We start from the raw sequence: 19125 nt of genomic DNA on the forward strand, positions 1-19125 counted from the left end.
TCGTCAGTCTCCGGCCCGGTCCTGGCTGTCGGGTCCAGCGTCTCTGGTGTCGGATCCAGCGTCTGCGCTGTCGGGTCCAGCGTCTGCGCTGTCGGGCCGGCAGCGGCAGTCGGTCCCGACCGGCTGCGGGCAGACCGCGTCGCGCGGGTCGGACACCGTGGCCAGGCGGGCCCGCTCGGCCGCGTCGAGCCGGACCGCTGCGGCGGCCAGGTTCATCTCCAGGTGGGTCGGGTCCCGGGTGCCGGCCACCGGCAACACGTCGGGGCCCTGCGCCAGCAGCCAGGCCAGGGCGAGCCGACTCACCCCGACGTGCCGGCGGGTGGCCACCCGCTGCGCGGCGCCGACCATCCGCCGCGTACGGGCGAAGTTGTCCGGCCGGAACCGGGGGTCGGCGTGCTGGTATGCGTCGGGGGCCAGCTGGTCGGGGGAGTCCAGCCGCCCGGTGAGCAGACCGGCACCGAGCGGGCGGTACGCCGCGAACCCGATCCCCAGGGCCCGGGCGGCGGGTAGCAGTTCCGTCTCGGCGCAGCGGCCGAGCAGCGAGTACTCGGCGGCTACCAGCGCCAACGGGTGCACCGCGTGGGCACGCCGGAGCTGACCGACGCCGACGTGGGCGACGCCGAGGTGGCGTACCTTGCCGGCGGCCACCAGCGCGGCCATCGCCTGCACGCTCTCCTCGACCGGCACCCGGGGGTCGGCGCGGTCGAGGAGGTACAGGTCCAGGTAGTCGGTGCCGAGCCGGCGCAGGGTCGTGTGGCAGGACCGGGTCACCGTCTCGGGGCGGGCGTCGACGTCGACCAGCCGCCCGCTCCGGGTGTAGCGGCCGCCGCTGCGGCTGGCCAGCAGGACCGCCGTACGGCGGCCGCGCAGCGCCCGGCCGACGACGGTCTCGACGTCCCCGCCGGTGGTCAGGTCGGTGGCGTCGACCAGGCTGGTGCCGAACTCCCGTAGCTGGCCGATCATCCCGTCGGCGACGGCCCGGTCGACCGGGCCACCGCAGCCCGCGGTGAAACTCATCGCGTTCAGGGCGATGGGCGTGGCGACCAGGCCGGTGGCCCCGAATCGGCGTGGCTGCACGGCGGGGCGGGTTCAGCCGGTCGGGCAGAGGTGCCGGGCGAGGTCGGCCAGGCTGTCGTGCTCGAACAACGCGGCGGCGGCGATCTCGATGCCGAGTTCCTCCTCCAGACCGGCGTGTACCTGCAACAGCTGCACCGAGTTGGCGGCGACGTCGGTGATCCGGCGCTCCGGTGGGATCGGTCCGGGGTCCGGTTCGCCGGCGTCCACCAGGATCCGGGCCAGCACCCGCTGCAGGGCCTGCAGGGTCTGCCGGTACCTGGCGCCGTCGGTCGCCGCCGGCTGGTCGTGGTCGTCGGCACGCATCGGTGTCCCTTCTGGTCGTTCACTGGTGGCGGTAGTAGCTCCACAGGTCGTGGTACGGGATCGTGGTGCCCTCCCGGCGGGCCCGCGCCCATTCGCCGGCCCAGTGCAGCATCAGGGTGGGTGCCGCCGGCTCGATGATCCGTCCGTTGTGCACGACGAAGGCCGGGTCGCCGGCCCACCGCTCGGCCGGCAGGTCCCAGGCGCCGGTGGTCGCGGCGATCGTGTAGAGGCTGGTGTAGGGGGCACCGGAGGTGACGATCAGATAGTTGAGGAAGGGCTGCTCGGCGCAGGTGAGCTCCATGTGGGCGGCCAGCGCGAGCGCCTCGGGCAGGCGGGCGGTGGCGTGCGCCAGGGACAGGTTGCCCCGGCGGGAGGCGATGAAGCCGGTGTTGGCGGCGAAGGCGACCTGTTCGTCGGTCAGCACGCCGACGTCGTGGATGCTGTCGCGCCACACCCATCTGCGGATCTCCGGTTGGTGTGAGTGTGACGTGACGAACGAGTAGTCGTCGAGGTAGCGGTAGACGAAGTGGACGTTGTGCAGGACCACCGTGTCGCAGTCGATGTAGACGAACTCGTCGTACGGTCCATGCCAGATCGCGAGCTTGCGGTACTGGCCGCTGGCTGCGCCATGGAAGGCGTACCCGATCTCGTCGCACCGGTCCAACACCGCATAATCATCGAAGATCTCAAATTCATATTGATGGCGGAGTGCGCGGAGCGCGTCGATGTCGCCGGCGAAGGGGACCAGGCACAGCGGGGTCCAGGGATGATAGGTCCGGAAGCTGTTCAGAAATGCCAGCGCCTGCTCCAGCACGCCGTCGTTGGCCAGGAAATAGACACCCCTGCGCGCCCCGGTCACCGCTGCGCGCCCTGTCGGACGTCGACGGCGGAGGTCCGCTGCGGCGAGCGGGCGTCGGTGCCGTTGGCGGCGATCCGGTCCACCAGGGCGCAGTACTCGGCGGCGGCACCGGCCACCGCGAACGAGACCCCGACGGCCCGCATCCGTCGGTCGAACTCCGACGGCGGCACCGCCGGCTGGTCCGGGTCGGCGTCGCGGATCGGGTGCCACACCCGGCGGACCCGCTCCAACAGCGCCAGGTACTCGCCGGGCTGCTCGCCGCCGCGGGCCAGGATCTCCGCGGCGGGTCCGTCCGGCACCACCGGCACCGGGCGGGCATGGGTACGCAGTGCCTGTCGCACCTCGGCCAGCGCCGGCTGGCGTTCCGACGCGCCGGTGGCGATCCGTCGGTAGTCGACCGGCAACGCCGTCCAGTCGACGTCCCGGGTCGCCGCCTCGATCCGGGCGGCCAGGTCGCGCCAGGCCCGGCTCAGTGCCGTGCGGTCCAGCTCCACCAGCAGGCATCCGGTCAGTTCGCCGAGGCGTACCAGGTAGCCGAGCAACGCCGAACTGATCATCAGATACTCGTAGACGGCGAACGCGGCGCGCACCCGGGGGTCGGCGAACTCGGCGAACCGCCGGTAGGTGCGGAACTCGTCCCGGGTCCGCTCCCGGTACCAGTCCAGCGCGCGGTGGGTGACGACCCGGGCGCGGTTGCGCCGCAGCAGCAGTTCGGGTGCGCTGGCGCCGTAGCGCAGGTAGCGGTCGGTGATCTCGCCGATCTGCTCGGCGCAGCCGTGCATCACCGGCGGCGCGCCGGACAACCAGCCGATGCGGTGGCCGGCCTCGTGCAACGCGGCACCGAAGTCCGAGTCCTCGCCCGAGGTGTGCAGGTCCTCGCAGAAGCGCAGGTCCGGGCCGAGCCGGTCGCGCCGTACCCCGCAGTTGCCGGTGGTGAGCGTGTCGGCTTCGGTCTCGTCGACCGGGATCGCGTCGAACAGCCGCAGATAGTCGACGAAGGCGCTGACCGGTCCGGACACCACGGTACGGATCGGTGCGCAGAGCGCCGTCCGGTCCGGGCGGGCGAGCGCCCGCGACATGTCCACGCACCAGGACGGCGGCACCAGACAGTCGTCGTCGACGTACAGGACGGTGTCGTGGACCGCCGCGTCCAGTACGACGTTGCGGGCCGCCGCCACGTTGCGCCGTTCGCGGTAGTGCACCCGTAGCCGGCCACCGGCGATCCGGTCCAGTTCCGGCAGTCGTGACCGGCCGTTGACGACCACCAGGACCTCTGCGGTCTCCCCGGCGGTCCGGGCGGCCCGCAGCGCCGCCCGGACGGTCCGGACGAGCGCGGCGGGGTCGTCGCCCCTGGTGGGTATCCCTACCGAGACCGTCATCAGATTCCTTTCGTCGCGCGCTGTGCGCATCGACGATGGCCGGTTCCGCTCGGGTCCGGCTGGAGCCTGCGGCCAGCGGCGGGACGGCGGGGCACCCCCCCGGTCGCGGCCAGAGTGTGCGACGGCAGCGGGCGCGTCGGCGGAAGTCCGCCAGGGAAATGGACAGACCGGGCGATCTGGTCGCCCGGTCTGGTCGTGCACCGTGTCGCGGTGCCCCCGGTGGGATTCGAACCCACACTGTCGGAGGTTTGAGCTCCGTCTCTCTACCGGTTGGAGTACGGGGACGTTTGTCGGGTCTGGGGCCCGGCTTCGTCAAGCCTACCCACTACGCTGAAGGCGGCGACACCCAACCCGGTGGGTGTCGGGTCGCAAGTGTTGGGGGTAGGGGTTCGTGGCCGACACGCAGGCGGGTGCCGAGCGCAGGCGGGTACTGATCGCAGAGGACGAGGCGCTGATCCGACTCGATCTGGCGGAGATGCTCGTCGAGGAGGGCTACGACGTCGTCGGTGAGGCCGGCGACGGGGAGACCGCGGTGCGCCTCGCCGAGGAGCTCAAGCCCGATCTGGTGATCCTCGACATCAAGATGCCGATCATGGACGGGCTGGCGGCGGCCGAGCGGATCGCCGCGGGCCGGATCGCCCCGGTGGTGATCCTCACCGCGTTCAGCCAGCGCGACCTGGTGGAGCGGGCCCGTGCCGCTGGTGCGATGGCGTACCTGGTCAAGCCGTTCCAGAAGAGTGACCTGGTGCCGGCGATCGAGATCGCGCTGTCGCGCTACAGCGAGCTGGCCACCCTCGAGTCCGAGGTCGCCGGGTTGGCCGACCGGTTGGAGACCCGCAAGGTCGTCGAGCGGGCCAAGGGCATGCTGATGACCTCGTACGGGATGACCGAGCCCCAGGCCTTCAAGTGGATCCAGCGGATGGCGATGGACCACCGGATGACCATGCGCGACGTCGCGGAGCGGATCCTGGCCGAGACTCCGGGCGAGACCGCCGGTGAGACCACCCCTACGCAGCAGTGAGTGACCGTCGCGGGCCCCGGCCGGCCAGGTGCACGCGGGGCGTGTTACAGCTGGTCGGGCCATCAGGCCACGCTACGTAACGTTTTTGTCAACGGCCCTTCCTGGACCTTACGGCGTGCCCGGCAGGTGGGATAACGTCCCGCCCCAAGGCCGGGATAGCGGCCGGGTGCGTGCTTCCCGCAAGAGCCAATCGGCAGTGGGTGGTTCGGGCCAATTGGTATCGAGGAGGGGTTTCGAGCCTTGAAGCGTAATCTTGTACGCGTGCTCGGCGGCGTCGCCATGATGGCGCTCGTCGCCGGCGGTGCCGCCTGCAGCAGCGGGGACGGCGACAGCACGGAAGCTGGCGGCGAGGCGTGCGGCAACAAGATCGCCTTTTTTGGGGCGTTGACTGGCCCGTCGGCGGCGCTGGGCATCAACGAGAACAACGGTGTCGCGCTCGCGGTCGAGCAGTACAACGAGGCGAACCCGGACTGCACGGTCGAGCACGTCGGTCTCGACTCGCAGGGCAGCCCGGACCAGGCGCCCGGTCTGGCGCAGCGGGCCATCGACGACGAGAAGATGCTCGGCATCGTCGGCCCGGCGTACTCCGGTGAGTCCGAGGCGGCCGGCCCGCTGTTCGCCGAGGCCGGACTGGTCACCATCACCCCGTCGGCGACCCGGCCGAGCCTGGCCGACCAGGGCTGGCCGACCTTCTTCCGGGGCGTCGGCAACGACCTGAGCCAGGGCCCGGCCGCCGGCGTCTACATCCGCGACGTGCTGGGCGCGCAGCGGGTCTTCGTGATCGACGACCAGTCGGCGTACGGCGCGGGTCTGGCCGACGAGGTCAAGAAGGTCCTCGGTGACCTGGTCGTCGACTCCGACAAGGTCCAGGGCGAGGGCAAGCAGGTCGACTTCTCCGCCACCGTCACCAAGGTCCGCTCGGCCAACGTCGACGCGGTCTTCTACGGTGGGTACTACCAGGAGGCCGGCCTGATCCGGAAGCAGCTGACCGACGCGGGCATCGCCGCCACGATGGTCGCCGGTGACGGCGTCAACGACCCGGCGTACGTCACCTCCGCCGGTGCCGCCGCCGCCGAGGGCACCATCCTCACCTGCCCGTGCCAGCCGGCCACCGAGGCCCGGGGCAGCTTCGCCGCCGACTACGAGGCGCTGCACGGCTCCCCGCCGGGCACCTACAGCGACACCGCCTACGACGCGGCGAACATCCTGCTCGAGGGCATCAAGGAGGGCAACACCACCCGCGAGGCGCTGCTCGAGTGGGTGAAGAACTACGAGGGTGAAGGCGTCGCCGCCAGCTACAAGTTCGACGACAAGGGCGAGATGGAGGCCTCGCAGGTCGTCGTCTGGGCGTTCAAGGTCGTCAACGGTGAGGTCGTGCCGGACCAGGAGATCCCCAAGTCCTGATCCGTCCCCATCGGCAGGTCAGCTTTTCAGCGGGTGCGGCCGGGAGCTCGCTCCCGGCCGCACCCGATTTTTTTCCCCAGCCCTCAATGGAGCACCCTCCTTGAACGTCAATGGACTGCTCTCTAACTTCGGAGAGCTCACCACGACCGGCTTGACGCAGGGCGCCATCTATGCCCTGGTCGCGCTGGGCTACACGCTGGTCTACGGCGTGCTGCGTCTCATCAACTTCGCCCACTCCGAGGTGTTCATCGCCGGAGCGTTCGCCGCGCTCTGGACCTGGGGTGCCCTCGGACTCACCCAGAACTCGGTGGTCACCGGAACCGGGTCGATCATCTTCTACCTGCTGATCGCGCTGCTCGTCGCCGCGCTAGCCTCGGCGGCCACCGCCACCGTGGTGGAACGGGTGGCCTACCGACCGTTGCGTAAGCGTAACGCACCCCCGCTGGCTTTTCTGATCACCGCGATCGGCGCGTCGATCGTGATGGCCGAGGCCTTCGGCATCTACACCCGACGTCTGCCGCAGGGGCTGCCGACGATCGTCAGCAACAGCCCGCTGTTCGAGGTCGCCGGGGTGCCGATCACCACGGTGCAGCTGCTCACCGTCATCTCCGCCCTGGTGATGATGGTCGGCCTGGACTTCTTCATCAACCGCAGCCGGATCGGCCGGGGCGTGCGGGCCGTCGCCCAGGACCCGAACACCGCCGCGCTGATGGGGGTGAACAAGGACCGCATCATCATGACCATCTTCATCCTGGGTGGTCTGATGGCCGGTGTCGCCGGCGTCCTCTACAACATCCGCATCGGTGTGCTCACCTACAGCGTCGGCTTCCTGCTCGGCCTCAAGGCGTTCACCGCCGCGGTCCTCGGCGGGATCGGCAACCTGCGTGGCGCCCTGCTCGGCGGCTTCCTGCTCGGCGTGGTGGAGAACTACGCCTCCGGCCTGTTCGGTACGCAGTGGAAGGACTTCGTGGCCTTCGCCGTCCTGGTCGTGCTGCTGATGTTCCGCCCGACCGGTCTGCTCGGCGAGTCGTTGGGGAGGGCACGGGTATGACAAGCGTGCGAGGCAAGCTGCACGACGTGCGCGGTCAGATCTCCGATCGCTGGCACCACATGCCGAAGTGGGCCCGCTGGGCGTTGATCGCCGCGGTGGTCGTCTTCTTCTACGCGTTGCCGAACAAGGAGTTCTACCAGTACCTCGGGCCGATCCCGACCACCGAGTCGAACTTCGCCCAGGTGCTGTTCACCGTCTCGATCTACGTTCTGCTGGCCGTCGGCCTCAACATCGTGGTCGGCTTCGCCGGCCTGCTCGACCTGGGCTACTTCGGCTTCTTCGCCGTCGGGGCCTACACGGTCGCGGTGCTGACCTCGCCCAGCAGCGACCTCAAGACCCTCTGGCCGTGGCTGGCGGCGCTGCCGTTGGCGATCGGCATCACAATGATCTCCGGCCTGATGCTCGGCACCCCGACCCTGCGACTGCGCGGTGACTACCTGGCGATCGTCACCCTCGGCTTCGCCGAGATGATCCGAATCGCGGCGGTCAGCTCCGAGTTCCTCAAGGGTCAGCGGGGTCTCAACCAGATCCCGCACCCGCCCGGCGAGTACGCCGACGGCAAGCCGGTCTTCGGTGTGCTGGACGCCCGCCCGTACTACTGGCTGGTGCTCACCGTGATCATCGTGGTGGTCATCCTGGTTACCAACCTCAGCAACAGTCGGGTCGGCCGGGCCTGGGTCTCCATCCGCGAGGACGAGGACGCCGCCCAGCTGATGGGCGTGCCGACGTTCAAGTTCAAGCTGTGGGCGTTCGCCATGGGCGCGGCGATCGGCGGGCTCGCCGGCGCGCTCTTCGCCGGCAAGCAGAACTTCGTCAGCTCGCAGAACTTCGAGCTGCTCAACTCGATCATCATCCTGGCGGCGGTGATCCTCGGCGGCTCCGGCAACATCGTCGGCGCGATCGTCGGCGGTGGCCTGGTGGCGTACCTGATCGAACGCTTCCGGGGCATCGAGCTGTTCGGGGTGGAGCTGTACGAGTACCGGTTCCTGGTCTTCGGGCTCACCCTCGTCGTCATGATGATCTTCCGGCCGCAGGGCCTGATCTCCAGCAAACGCCGGGCAGCCGAGTTCAAGGACCGGCGTAAGGAGGTGACCGTCGGTGGCTGACACCGCGACGACCGGGGCCGGTGCCACCGCCGCGACCCGCGAACCCCTGCTCGAGGTCGACCATGTCACGCTGCGCTTCGGCGGCGTGGTCGCGCTCAACGACGTGGACTTCACTCTCTACAAGGGGGAGATCCTCGGGCTGATCGGTCCGAACGGGGCCGGCAAGACGACCTGCTTCAACGCGATGACCGGTATCTACCGGCCCAGCGAGGGCGAGATCCGGTTCCGTGGCGAGCGGATCACCGGAAAGAAGCGTCACCAGATCACCAAGATGGGGATGGCGCGTACCTTCCAGAACATCCGGCTCTTCCCGGAGATGACCGCCCTGGAGAACGTCCAGGTCGGCGCGGACGCCCACCACAAGACCAGCGTGATCTCGGCGATGCTGCGGCTGCCCCGGCACTGGCGGGAGGAGCGCGACGGCCGGGAGAAGGCCCGCGAGCTGCTGGACTTCGTCGGAATCGGCAAGCGGATCAACGAGATGGCCCGCAACCTGTCGTACGGCGAACAGCGGCGCCTGGAGATCGCCCGCGCGTTGGCGACCGACCCGGTGCTGCTCTGCCTCGACGAACCGGCGGCCGGCTTCAACCCGGCGGAGAAGGAGGAGCTGCTCCAGCTGATCCGCCAGATCCGCGACCGGGGCGTCACCGTGCTGCTGATCGAGCACGACATGCGCCTGGTCATGGGGGTCACCGACCGGATCGTCGTGCTGGAGTTCGGAAAGAAGATCGCCGACGGACTCCCCGCCGAGGTGCGGGAGGACCACCGGGTGATCGCCGCCTACCTGGGAGTGCCCGACGATGCTGCTTGAGATCGAGGACGTCAGCCTGCTCTACGGGCGGATCCAGGCGCTGCACGGCATCAGCCTGACGGTCGACGAGGGCGAGATCGTGGCCCTGATCGGCGCCAACGGTGCCGGCAAGTCGACCACCATGCGGGCCATCTCGGGTATCCGGCCGATCGCCTCCGGCAAGATCACCTTCGACGGCGAGGACATCTCCAAGCTCCGTGCCGACCTGCGGGTGCGGCGCGGGCTCTGCCAGGCACCGGAGGGCCGGGGCATCTTCCCCGGGATGACGGTGCTGGAGAACCTAGACATGGGGGCGTACACCCGTCGGGACCGGGCCGGCATCGCCGCCGACCTGGACCGGGTGCTGGGGTTGTTCCCCCGGCTCGCCGAGCGGCGCAAGCAGGCCGGTGGCACCCTCTCCGGCGGTGAGCAGCAGATGCTCGCCGTCGGCCGGGCGCTGATGAGCCGGCCGAAGCTGCTGCTGCTCGACGAGCCGTCGATGGGGCTCGCGCCGATGCTGATCCAGCAGATCTTCGACATCATCGTGGAGATCAACCAGCAGGGCACCACGGTCCTGCTGGTGGAGCAGAACGCCCAGCAGGCGCTGTCGCGCGCCCACCGGGCGTACGTGCTGGAGACCGGCAGCATCGTCAAGTCCGGCACCGGCACCGACCTGCTGCACGACCCGGCCGTCAAGGAGGCGTACCTCGGTGTCGCCTGAGCCGTCCCCCCGGTACGCCCGACCCCTCGGAGGAAGCGTGACCACCAGATATCACCGGACCCGGCGGGCCGCCGTCGGCGTCGTCGGCGCGGTCGCCCTGATGTTGACCATGGCCGCCTGCGGCGAACAGGACAGCGTCGAACAGCCCGGTGCCGGCGCGCCGAGCGCCTCGGCCGACGACGACCTGGCGGCGCTGGTCCCGGACGAGATCAAGGCCGACGGCAAGATCCTGGTCGGGATCGACGCGACGTACGCCCCGGCGGAGTTCCTCGACACCGACGGTGCCACGGTCCTCGGCTTCGACGTCGACCTGTTCAACACCGTCGCCGGCAAGCTCGGCCTGACCACCGAGTACGTGCCCAGCCAGTTCGACGACATCATCCCCGGGGTGATGTCGGGCAAGTACGAGATCGGGGTGTCGTCGTTCACCATCAACGACGAGCGCAAGACCCAGGTCGACATGGTGTCGTACTTCTCGGCGGGCACCCAGTGGGCGGCGCGCGCCGGTGAGCCGGTCGACCCGGACGACGCCTGCGGCAAGCGGGTGGCGGTGCAGGCCGGCACCGTCCAGGTCGAGGACATCGAGGCCCGGTCGGCGGCCTGTACCGCCGCCGGCAACCCCGAGATCACCATCGAGCAGTTCCAAGGTCAGGACCAGGCCACCGCCTCGGTGGTCTCCGGCAAGAACGACGCGATGCTGGCCGACTCGCCGGTCTGCGCGTACGCGGTCCAGCAGACCAACGGTGAGCTGGAGCTGTCCGGCGACATCTACGACTCGGCCCCGTACGGCTACGTCGTGGCCCAGGAGCAGTCCGAGTTCGCCGAGGCGTTGGCGCAGGCGCTGGCGGCGGTCATCGCCGACGGCAGCTACGAGCAGGCGCTGAGCAACTGGGGCGTCGAGGCGGGCGGGATCACCGACCCGGCAGTCAACCCCTGAGCCGCGTCGACCGGCGATGTCGATGAACCCCTCGACCGGCCCGGACGGCACCCCGCCGTCCGGGCCGGACCCGGCAGGCGAGGTGCCGTCCGGGCCAGTCCGGGTCCGCCCGGATCCGATCAGAGCGGTGCCGGTACGGCGTCCGGGCCGCTGGGTGGCGATCGGCGTGCTCGCCGTACTCGCCGCGATGTTCGTCCACCTGCTGGTCACCAACGACCGCTTCCAGTGGGCGTTCATGGTCGACAACATGTTCCGGCCGCCGATCATCGAAGGCGTCCGGACCACCATCACGATGACGCTGCTCGCGATGCTGATCGGTGTCGCCGTCGGGGTCCTGGTCGCGGTGATGCGGCTGTCCGGCAATCCGATCCTGGCCGGGGTCGCCTGGCTCTACACCTGGTTCTTCCGGGCGGTGCCCCGGGTGGTGCTGCTGGTGCTCTTCGGCAACCTCGGCATCCTGTGGGAGCGGCTGGAGTTCGGCCTGCCGTTCGACCGGCAGCTCGGTGCGCTGTTCGGCGTGACCGACTTCGAGGCCCGGATCTGGGGCTTCGACGCCCGGACCGCGATCAGCGGGTTCGTGGCGGGTCTGCTCGGGCTGGCGCTGTCCGAGGCGGCCTACATGGCGGAGATCGTCCGGGCCGGGATCGGCTCGGTCGACCCCGGTCAGGCCGAGGCGTGCGCCGCGCTCGGCATGAGCCAGGGCCTGACCCTGCGCCGGGTGGTGCTGCCGCAGGCGATGCGGGTGATCGTGCCGCCGACGGGCAACGAGACGATAGCGATGCTCAAGGACACCTCGCTGCTGGCCTTCGTACCGGTGACCAACGAACTGTTCTTCCAGCTGTCGGCGGTCGGATCCCGGACCTTTCAGGTCTTTCCGATGCTGGTCGCCGCCTGCCTGTGGTACCTGGCGCTGACCAGCGTGCTGATGGTCGGCCAGTCCTTCGTCGAACGGCGGTTCTCCCGCGGTGTCGGCGCCGCCGCTGCGAAGGGGACCTGATGACCGCGTCGGCCGCCGCCGGGCCGGACACCCTGATGGTGTACGCCGAGAACGTGCACAAGTCGTTCGGGTCGCTCGACGTGCTCAACGGCGTGGACCTGGCGGTACGCCCCGGTGAGGTGTGCTGTGTGATCGGGCCGTCCGGCTCGGGCAAGTCGACCTTCCTGCGTTGCATCAACCACCTGGAGAAGATCGACGCCGGGCGGATCTGGGTGGACGGGGCGCTGGTCGGCTACCGGCAGCGGGGCGGCAAGCTGCACGAGTTGCCGGCCCGGGAGGTGGCCGCGCAGCGGCGCAGCATCGGCATGGTGTTCCAACGGTTCAACCTTTTCCCGCACATGAGCGCCCTGGCGAACGTGATGGAGGCGCCGCTGCGGGTCCGTGGGGAGCCGAAGGCGGCGGTCCGTGAGCGCGCGGTGGCGCTGCTGGACCGGGTCGGCCTTGCCGACCGGGCGCACGCGTACCCGGGTCAGCTCTCCGGTGGTCAGCAGCAGCGGGTGGCGATCGCCCGCGCGTTGGCGATGCGGCCGAAGGTGATGCTCTTCGACGAGCCGACCAGCGCGTTGGATCCGGAACTCGTCGGTGAGGTCCTGGACGTGATGCGGGACCTGGCCCGCGACGGGATGACGATGATCGTGGTGACCCACGAGATCGGCTTCGCCCGGGAGGTCGGCGACTCGCTGGTGTTCATGGACGGCGGGGTGGTGGTCGAGGCCGGCGTGCCCCGCGAGGTGCTCGCCGACCCACGGCACGAACGAACTCGGGCGTTCCTGAGCAAGGTCCTCTGAACTGGCGGGGGCGCCCCCGGCCGCGAGCCGCCGGGGGCGCTGTCACACCCCACGACTAGAGTCGCTTGACGTGACCGACGACGCGCCCCGACTGCTGCTTCTCGACGGCCATTCGCTGGCCTACCGGGCGTTCTTCGCCCTGCCGGTGGAGAACTTCTCCACCAGCACCGGGCAGCCGACCAACGCGGTCTACGGCTTCACCTCGATGTTGATCAACGTGCTGCGCGACGAGCGGCCGACGCACATCGTGGTCGCCTTCGACATCTCCCGCCGGTCGTTCCGGACCGAGCGGTACGCCGAGTACAAGGCCGGCCGGTCGGAGAGCCCGGCCGACTTCGCCGGGCAGGTGAGCCTGGTGCAGGAGGTCCTCGACGCGCTGCGCATCCCGTTCGTCACCAAGGACAACTTCGAGGCCGACGACATCATCGCCACCCTGGCCTGCGCCGGCCGGGACGCCGGGATGGACGTGCTGATCTGCACCGGTGACCGGGACGCCTTCCAGTTGGTCGACGACCGGATCACCGTGCTCTACCCGCGTAAGGGCGTCTCCGACCTGGCCCGGATGGACCCGGCGGCGGTCACCGCCCGCTACGGTGTCGGGCCGCAGCACTACCGGGACCTGGCCGCCCTGGTCGGTGAGGCCAGCGACAACCTGCCCGGGGTGCCCGGTGTCGGCCCGAAGACCGCCGCCAAGTGGATCAGCCAGTACGGCGGACTGGACGGGGTGGTCGCCCAGGCCGACCAGATCAAGGGCAAGGCGGGGGAGAGCCTGCGGGAGCGGCTCGCCGACGTGATCCGCAACTACGAGCTGAACTGTCTGGTGGCGGATCTGGAGCTGCCGGTCACCGTGGCGGACGCCAAGTGGACCGGCTGGGACCGGGAGGCCGTCCACCAGGTGTTCGACGCCCTGCAGTTCCGGATCCTGCGGGACCGGCTCTACCAGTACCTCGACGCGGTCGAGCCGGAGGCCGAGGCCGGGTTCGACCTGGCCGGGCAGGTCCTCGGTGCCGGCGCGGTCGCCCCCTGGCTGACCGCGCACGCACCGGTCGGCGTCAGCGTCGGCGTCGCGGTCGCCGGCAGCTTCGGCCGGGGCACCGGCACGGTGACGGCGGTCGCGGTGGCGACCGCCGACGGTGCCGCCGCCTGGTTCGACCCGGCCGCGTTGGACGCCACCGACGAGGCGGCCGTCGCCGACTGGCTCGCCGACGAGCGGCGTCGCAAGGTCCTGCACGACAGCAAGCCGGCCCGGTTGGCGTTCGCCGCCCACGGCTGGTCGCTGGCCGGCATCGACCGGGACACCGCGCTCGCCGCCTACCTGGCCCGGCCCGACCAGCGTTCCTACGACCTGATCGACCTGGCCCTGCGCTACCTGCACCGGGAGCTGCGGGTCGACGCCCCCGACGACGGGCAGCTCACCCTCGACGGCCTCGGGCCGCAGGGCGAGGTCGAGCAGAACCTGATGCTGCGGGCGCGGGCCACCCTGGATCTGGCGGTGGCGATCGACGCCGAGCTGGCCCGCGACGGGGACGCCTCGACCCGGTTGCTCGCCGACGTCGAGCTGCCGCTGGTCGAGGTCCTCGCCGCGATGGAGCAGGCCGGCATCGCCGCCGACACCGAGTACCTGACCGAGCTGGAGGCGGTCTTCGCCGCCGAGGTCAAGGCGGCCGCGCAGGCGGCGTACGGGGTGATCGGCCGGGAGTTCAACCTCGGCTCGCCCAAGCAGCTGCAGGAAATCCTCTTCACCGACCTGGGGCTGCCCAAGACCAAGAAGATCAAGACCGGGTACACCACCGACGCCGACGCCCTGCAGTGGCTGTTCGCGCAGACGGAGCATCCGCTGCTGGCGCACCTGCTGCGCCACCGCGACGTGGCCCGGCTCAAGTCGACCGTCGACGGGCTGCTCAAGTCGATCTCCGACGACGGGCGGATCCACACCACCTTCCACCAGACGGTGGCCGCCACCGGCCGGCTCTCCTCGACCGACCCGAATCTGCAGAACATTCCGATCCGCACCGAGGAGGGCCGTCGGATCCGGCGAGCCTTCGTGGTCGGCGCCGGGTTCGAGTCGCTGCTGACCGCCGACTACAGCCAGATCGAGATGCGGATCATGGCGCACCTGTCCGCGGACGAGGCGCTGATCGAGGCGTTCAACTCCGGGGAGGACTTCCACGCGGTGACCGCGTCGTCGGTGTTCCAGGTGCCGCTGGAGTCGGTCAGCGCCGAGCAGCGCCGCCGGATCAAGGCGATGAACTACGGCCTGGCGTACGGGCTGAGCGCCTTCGGCCTGTCCCAGCAGCTCGGGATCGCCACCGACGAGGCCCGCGCCCTGATGGAGGAGTACTTCCGCCGGTTCGGCGGAGTCCGCGACTACCTGCAGGCGCTGGTCGCCCAGGCCCGCCAGGACGGTTACACCTCGACGATCCTGGGCCGGCGCCGGTACCTCCCCGACCTGGTCAGCGACAACCGGCAGCGCCGGGAGATGGCCGAACGGATGGCCCTCAACGCGCCCATCCAGGGCTCCGCCGCCGACCTGATCAAGGTGGCGATGCTGCACGTCGACACCGCGCTGCGGGCCTCGCCGCTGCGGTCGCGGATGCTGCTGCAGGTGCACGACGAGCTGGTGTTCGAGGTGGCACCGGGGGAGCGGGCAGACCTGGAGGAGCTGGTCCGTCGCGAGATGGGCGGGGCGTACCCGTTGTCGGTGCCGCTGGAGGTCTCCGTCGGCGTCGGCACCGACTGGCACAGCGCCGACCACTGAACCGGCCGGTGCCGCGCACGGCTGACCCGGTGCGGGTACCGGGTCAGCCGGGTGATCCGGTCAGTGGCCGACCTTGAGGCGCCCGGCGAGGGTGTCGTGGATGCGGGCGCTGGGCTGGTTGAGTTCGATGATCTCGACGGTCTTGCCGCGGCTGGCGTATTTGGTGGTGATGGCGTCGAGGGCGGCGACCGACGAGGCGTCCCAGACGTGGGCGTGGGCCATGTCGATGATCACCCGGTCGGGGTCGCCGGTGTAGTCGAACTGGTGCACGAGGTCGTTGCTGGAGGCGAAGAAGAGCTCGCCGTGCACCGAGTAGATCCGGGTGCTGCCGTCGGGGTCGAGCACGCTGGTGACCTCGACCAGGTGGGCAACCCGACGGGCGAAGATCACCATCGCGGTGAGGACGCCGATGATGACGCCGATGGCGAGGTTGTGGGTGACGAGCACGGCCGCGACGGTCGTGGTCATCACGATCAGTTCGCCCCACGGCATCCGCCTGACCGTCGCCGGAGCGACGCTGTGCCAGTCGAAGGTGGAGACGGCCACCACGATCATGACGGCGACGAGAGCGGCCATCGGGATCCGGGCGACGACGTCGCCGAGGGAGACGACCAGGATCAGCAGGAACACCCCGGACAGGAAGGTCGACAGCCGGGTCCGGGCACCGGAGACCTTGACGTTGATCATGGTCTGGCCGATCATCGCGCAGCCGCCCATGCCACCGAAGAAGCCGGTGACGATGTTCGCCACACCCTGACCCCACGACTCGCGGGTCTTGTTCGACCGGGTGTCGGTGATGTCGTCGACCAGCTTGGCGGTCATCAACGACTCCATCAGCCCGACCAGGGCGATCCCCAGAGCGTACGGGGCGATCAACTGCAGGGTGGCCCAGGTGTACGGGATCTCGGGAAGGGCGAGGAACGGCAGGCTGTCGGGCAGCGCGCCCTGATCGCCGACGGTCGGTACGGCGAACCCGGCGGCGACGGTGACCACGGTCAGCACGACGATCGCGACCAGCGGCGCCGGCACCGCCTTCGTCAGCCGGGGCAGGCCGACCATGATCGCCAGTGCGACGGCGACCATCGGGTAGACCAGCCACGGCACCCCGATCAGGTAGGGCACCTGGGCAGCGAAGATCAGGATCGCGAGGGCGTTGACGAAGCCGACCATGACGCTGCGGGGGATGAACCGCATCAGCCGGGCGACGCCGAGCACGGCGAGCAGCACCTGCAGGACCCCGCCGAGGATCACCGCCGCCAGCAGGTAGCCGAGGCCGTGGTCGCGTGCGAGGGGGGCGACGACGAGCGCGATCGCGCCGGTCGCGGCGGAGATCATCGCCGGCCGGCCACCGCAGATGGCGATGGTGACCGCCATGGTGAACGAGGCGAACAGTCCGACCCGGGGGTCGACCCCGGCGATGATCGAGAAGGAGATCGCCTCCGGGATCAGCGCGAGGGCGACGACCAGGCCGGCGAGGACCTCGGTCCGCAGGACCTTCGGTGAGATCCACGACGGGCGGGTGAACCGGGATCGGACAGCGGCGGGCGCAGAAGCGGACATGCAGCCTTTTTCGGATCAGACGCGGGCGGAGGCGCGTGAGAATGGTGCCGGTGGGGACCGGGCAGACTGGCCCGGCGACGCCCGAACTCTACTGTCTCGTTAGAGTCGAGTGCGCCACCTGGTGATGATCATCACGGGCACGTTCTGGGATATCCTGAGCTGATCAGCGCCGGTTCGCGGCGATGGGACGGGCGGCGACTCCGGGCGCGGTGCTGTCGGAGGCAGGTCGGCGACGACCGGGGAGGCGGGAACGCGACATGCCCCCGAGCGGACTCATGCAGATCGGCGAGGTGGCCGAGCGCACCGGCCTCAGCCTGCGGACCATCCGCTACTACGAGGAAGTCGGCATCGTCGTGCCGTCCGCCCGCAGCCAGGGCGGCTTCCGGCTGTACACCGAGGCGGACGTGGCCCGGCTGCTGGTGGTGAAGCGGATGAAGCCACTGGAGTTCAGCCTGGAACAGACCAGGGACCTGCTCGACGTACTCGACCGGCTGGCCGCCGACGAGCCCGGCCTGGATCCCGAGCAGCGGCAGCGGCTGATCGGTGCGCTGCGGGACTTCCACGACGGGGTGCAGGCCCGGGCCGCGACGTTGGAGAGCCAGTTGCGTACCGCCCGGGAGTTCGCCACCGAACTGACCGCACACCTGGCCGCACTCGACCGGCCCGCCCCGCTGCGCCGCTGACCGAAGGGTCGCTCATCCGGCGTCGTGCGGCGCTGCGCTAGGGTTCCCAGGTGTCTGCGGCCCCGACGACGAGCACCGGCACCGCCAGCGACGTCACCGCGCAGGCGGCCCGGCGGCGTACCTTCGCGGTGATCTCCCATCCGGACGCCGGCAAGTCGACTATCACCGAGGCTCTCGCCCTGCACGCCCGGGCGATCACCTCGGCCGGCGCGGTGCACGGTAAGGGCGACCGGCGCGGCGTGGTGTCCGACTGGATGGCCCTGGAGCAGCAGCGCGGGATCTCGATCACCTCGGCGGCGCTGCAGTTCACCTACCGCGACGTGGTGGTCAACCTGCTCGACACCCCCGGGCACGCCGACTTCTCCGAGGACACCTACCGGGTGCTGACGGCGGTCGACTGCGCGGTGATGCTGCTCGACGCCGCCAAGGGCCTGGAACCGCAGACGTTGAAGCTGTTCGAGGTGTGCCGGCACCGCCGGGTGCCGGTGATCACCTTCATCAACAAGTGGGACCGCCCAGGTCTGGAGCCCCTCGAACTGCTCGACGAGATCGAACAGCGGATCGGCCTGCGCTGCACCCCGCTGACCTGGCCGGTCGGCGTCGCCGGGCAGTTCCACGGGGTCGCCGACCGGCGTACCGGCGACATGGTCGCATTCACCCGGACCCCGGGCGGGGCGACCGCCGTGATGGAGGAGCAGTTGCCCGCCGACGAGGCCGCCCGCCGCTACGGCGCCGACTGGACCCGGGCGATCGAGGAACTGGACCTGCTCGCCGCCACCGGCGCCGACCACGACCAGGCCGCGTTCGTCGCCGCGACCACCACCCCGGTGCTGTTCGGCGCGGCGGTCACCAACGCCGGGGTGCGCCAGCTGCTCGACGTACTGGTGGACAACGCCCCGGCCCCGGCGGCCCGGCCGGACACCGGCGGCAGCCACCGCGCGCTGGACGCACCGTTCTCCGGATTCGTGTTCAAGACCCAGGCCAACATGAACCCGGCGCACCGCGACCAGGTCGCGTTCGTCCGGGTCTGCTCCGGTCGGTTCGAACGCGGCATGGTGGTCACCCACGCCGGCACCGGCCGACCGTTTGCCACCAAGTACGCCCAGCAGGTCTTCGGCCGCGACCGGGACACCATCGACGAGGCCTTCCCCGGTGATGTGGTCGGCCTGGTCAACGCCACCGCGCTCGGCATCGGCGACAGCCTGTACGCCGGCCCGGCGGTGACGTTCCCGCCGTTGCCGTCGTTCGCCCCGGAACACTTCGTGGCGATCCGGGCCACCGACTCGTCGAAGTTCAAACGGTTCCGCCGGGGTATCGAACAGCTCGACGGCGAGGGCGTGGTCCAGGTGCTGCGCTCGGACCGCCGGGGCGAGCAGACCCCGGTGCTCGCGGCGGTCGGGCCGATGCAGTTCGAGGTTGCCACCCATCGGCTGGCCGCCGAGTTCGGGGTACCGACCGCGATCGACCACCTGCCGTACACCCTGGCCCGGCGCACCGACGCGGCCAGCGCGGCCGCACTCAACGCCGCGCCCGGCGTCGAGGTGATGACCCGGGTCCGCGACGGCGAACTGCTCGCCCTCTTCCCCGACAAGTGGCGACTGTCCACCGTCCGCAACCGCGACCCGGAGCTGGTGCTCGAACCGCTGCTTGCCGACGCCCAGTGACCCCTGCCCACACCGACCGGGAGGCGC

General features: G+C 70.3%; 17 protein-coding genes and 1 tRNA gene. 12 read left to right on the forward strand and 6 right to left on the reverse strand.

All coding sequences use genetic code 11. The features are described from left to right. Positions 1-3 precede the first annotated feature (3 nt). From O7608_RS17200 to O7608_RS17220, 5 genes are all read right to left on the reverse strand, one after another. Positions 4-1017, reverse strand: a complete 1014-nt coding sequence (locus O7608_RS17200) for an aldo/keto reductase (protein WP_289205550.1) — start codon at positions 1015-1017, stop codon at positions 4-6. 72 nt (positions 1018-1089) lie between these two features. Further along, positions 1090-1380, reverse strand: coding sequence for an acyl carrier protein (locus O7608_RS17205; protein ID WP_289205551.1), 291 nt, complete (start codon positions 1378-1380; stop codon positions 1090-1092). A 19-nt stretch (positions 1381-1399) separates the two neighbouring features. After that, complete coding sequence (locus tag O7608_RS17210; RefSeq protein ID WP_289205552.1) at positions 1400-2239, reverse strand: hypothetical protein; 840 nt, start codon at positions 2237-2239, stop codon at positions 1400-1402. Further along, positions 2236-3618 carry a glycosyltransferase family 2 protein gene (locus tag O7608_RS17215; protein WP_289205553.1) on the reverse strand — a complete coding sequence of 461 codons (1383 nt, stop codon included), beginning with the start codon at positions 3616-3618 and terminating at the stop codon, positions 2236-2238. The genes O7608_RS17210 and O7608_RS17215 overlap by 4 nt, the downstream gene beginning before the upstream one ends. A gap of 211 nt (positions 3619-3829) precedes the next feature. Beyond that, positions 3830-3903: transfer RNA gene (locus O7608_RS17220), tRNA-Leu, on the reverse strand. Positions 3904-4009: 106 nt separating this feature from the next. On the opposite strand from O7608_RS17220, the gene O7608_RS17225 reads away from it, so the two are divergent. The 10 genes from O7608_RS17225 (at position 4010) to polA (ending at position 15191) form a co-directional block, all read left to right on the forward strand. Further along, entirely contained in the window at positions 4010-4639 is a 630-nt protein-coding gene (locus tag O7608_RS17225; protein WP_289205554.1) for an ANTAR domain-containing response regulator, read from the forward strand. 279 nt (positions 4640-4918) lie between these two features. Continuing rightward, positions 4919-6043, forward strand: coding sequence for a branched-chain amino acid ABC transporter substrate-binding protein (locus O7608_RS17230; protein WP_421361550.1), 1125 nt, complete (start codon positions 4919-4921; stop codon positions 6041-6043). Between the two features lie 100 nt (positions 6044-6143). Further along, positions 6144-7094 carry a branched-chain amino acid ABC transporter permease gene (locus O7608_RS17235; RefSeq protein ID WP_289205556.1) on the forward strand — a complete coding sequence of 317 codons (951 nt, stop codon included), beginning with the start codon at positions 6144-6146 and terminating at the stop codon, positions 7092-7094. Next, a complete protein-coding gene (locus O7608_RS17240; protein ID WP_289205557.1) occupies positions 7091-8200 on the forward strand; it encodes a branched-chain amino acid ABC transporter permease in 1110 nt (369 codons plus the stop codon). Before O7608_RS17235 ends, O7608_RS17240 begins: the two co-directional genes overlap by 4 nt. Next, complete coding sequence (locus tag O7608_RS17245; protein WP_289205558.1) at positions 8193-9011, forward strand: ABC transporter ATP-binding protein; 819 nt, start codon at positions 8193-8195, stop codon at positions 9009-9011. Before O7608_RS17240 ends, O7608_RS17245 begins: the two co-directional genes overlap by 8 nt. Continuing rightward, on the forward strand, positions 9001-9711 hold the full coding sequence (locus O7608_RS17250) for an ABC transporter ATP-binding protein (RefSeq protein WP_289205559.1): 711 nt from the start codon (positions 9001-9003) through the stop codon (positions 9709-9711). Before O7608_RS17245 ends, O7608_RS17250 begins: the two co-directional genes overlap by 11 nt. A gap of 100 nt (positions 9712-9811) precedes the next feature. Next, positions 9812-10648, forward strand: coding sequence for an ABC transporter substrate-binding protein (locus O7608_RS17255; RefSeq protein WP_289210927.1), 837 nt, complete (start codon positions 9812-9814; stop codon positions 10646-10648). Positions 10649-10670: 22 nt separating this feature from the next. Next, complete coding sequence (locus tag O7608_RS17260) at positions 10671-11645, forward strand: amino acid ABC transporter permease (protein ID WP_289205560.1); 975 nt, start codon at positions 10671-10673, stop codon at positions 11643-11645. After that, complete coding sequence (locus O7608_RS17265) at positions 11645-12433, forward strand: amino acid ABC transporter ATP-binding protein (protein ID WP_289205561.1); 789 nt, start codon at positions 11645-11647, stop codon at positions 12431-12433. Before O7608_RS17260 ends, O7608_RS17265 begins: the two co-directional genes overlap by 1 nt. 70 nt (positions 12434-12503) lie before the next feature. Next, positions 12504-15191: a DNA polymerase I gene (gene polA, locus O7608_RS17270; protein WP_289205562.1), complete on the forward strand. Its 2688-nt coding sequence runs from the start codon at positions 12504-12506 to the stop codon at positions 15189-15191. 60 nt (positions 15192-15251) lie between these two features. Here the strand turns inward: polA and O7608_RS17275 are convergent, their stop codons facing one another. Continuing rightward, positions 15252-16751, reverse strand: a complete 1500-nt coding sequence (locus O7608_RS17275) for a SulP family inorganic anion transporter (RefSeq protein ID WP_289205563.1) — start codon at positions 16749-16751, stop codon at positions 15252-15254. Positions 16752-17008: 257 nt separating this feature from the next. On the opposite strand from O7608_RS17275, the gene O7608_RS17280 reads away from it, so the two are divergent. After that, positions 17009-17434, forward strand: a complete 426-nt coding sequence (locus tag O7608_RS17280; protein ID WP_289205564.1) for a MerR family transcriptional regulator — start codon at positions 17009-17011, stop codon at positions 17432-17434. Positions 17435-17484: 50 nt separating this feature from the next. Then, positions 17485-19098 (forward strand): peptide chain release factor 3, encoded by a 1614-nt coding sequence (locus O7608_RS17285; protein ID WP_289205565.1) that lies wholly within the window; start codon positions 17485-17487, stop codon positions 19096-19098. The last annotated feature ends 27 nt before the right edge of the window (positions 19099-19125 follow it).

This window comes from Solwaraspora sp. WMMA2056 (genome assembly GCF_030345095.1).
Taxonomy (GTDB): domain Bacteria; phylum Actinomycetota; class Actinomycetes; order Mycobacteriales; family Micromonosporaceae; genus Micromonospora_E.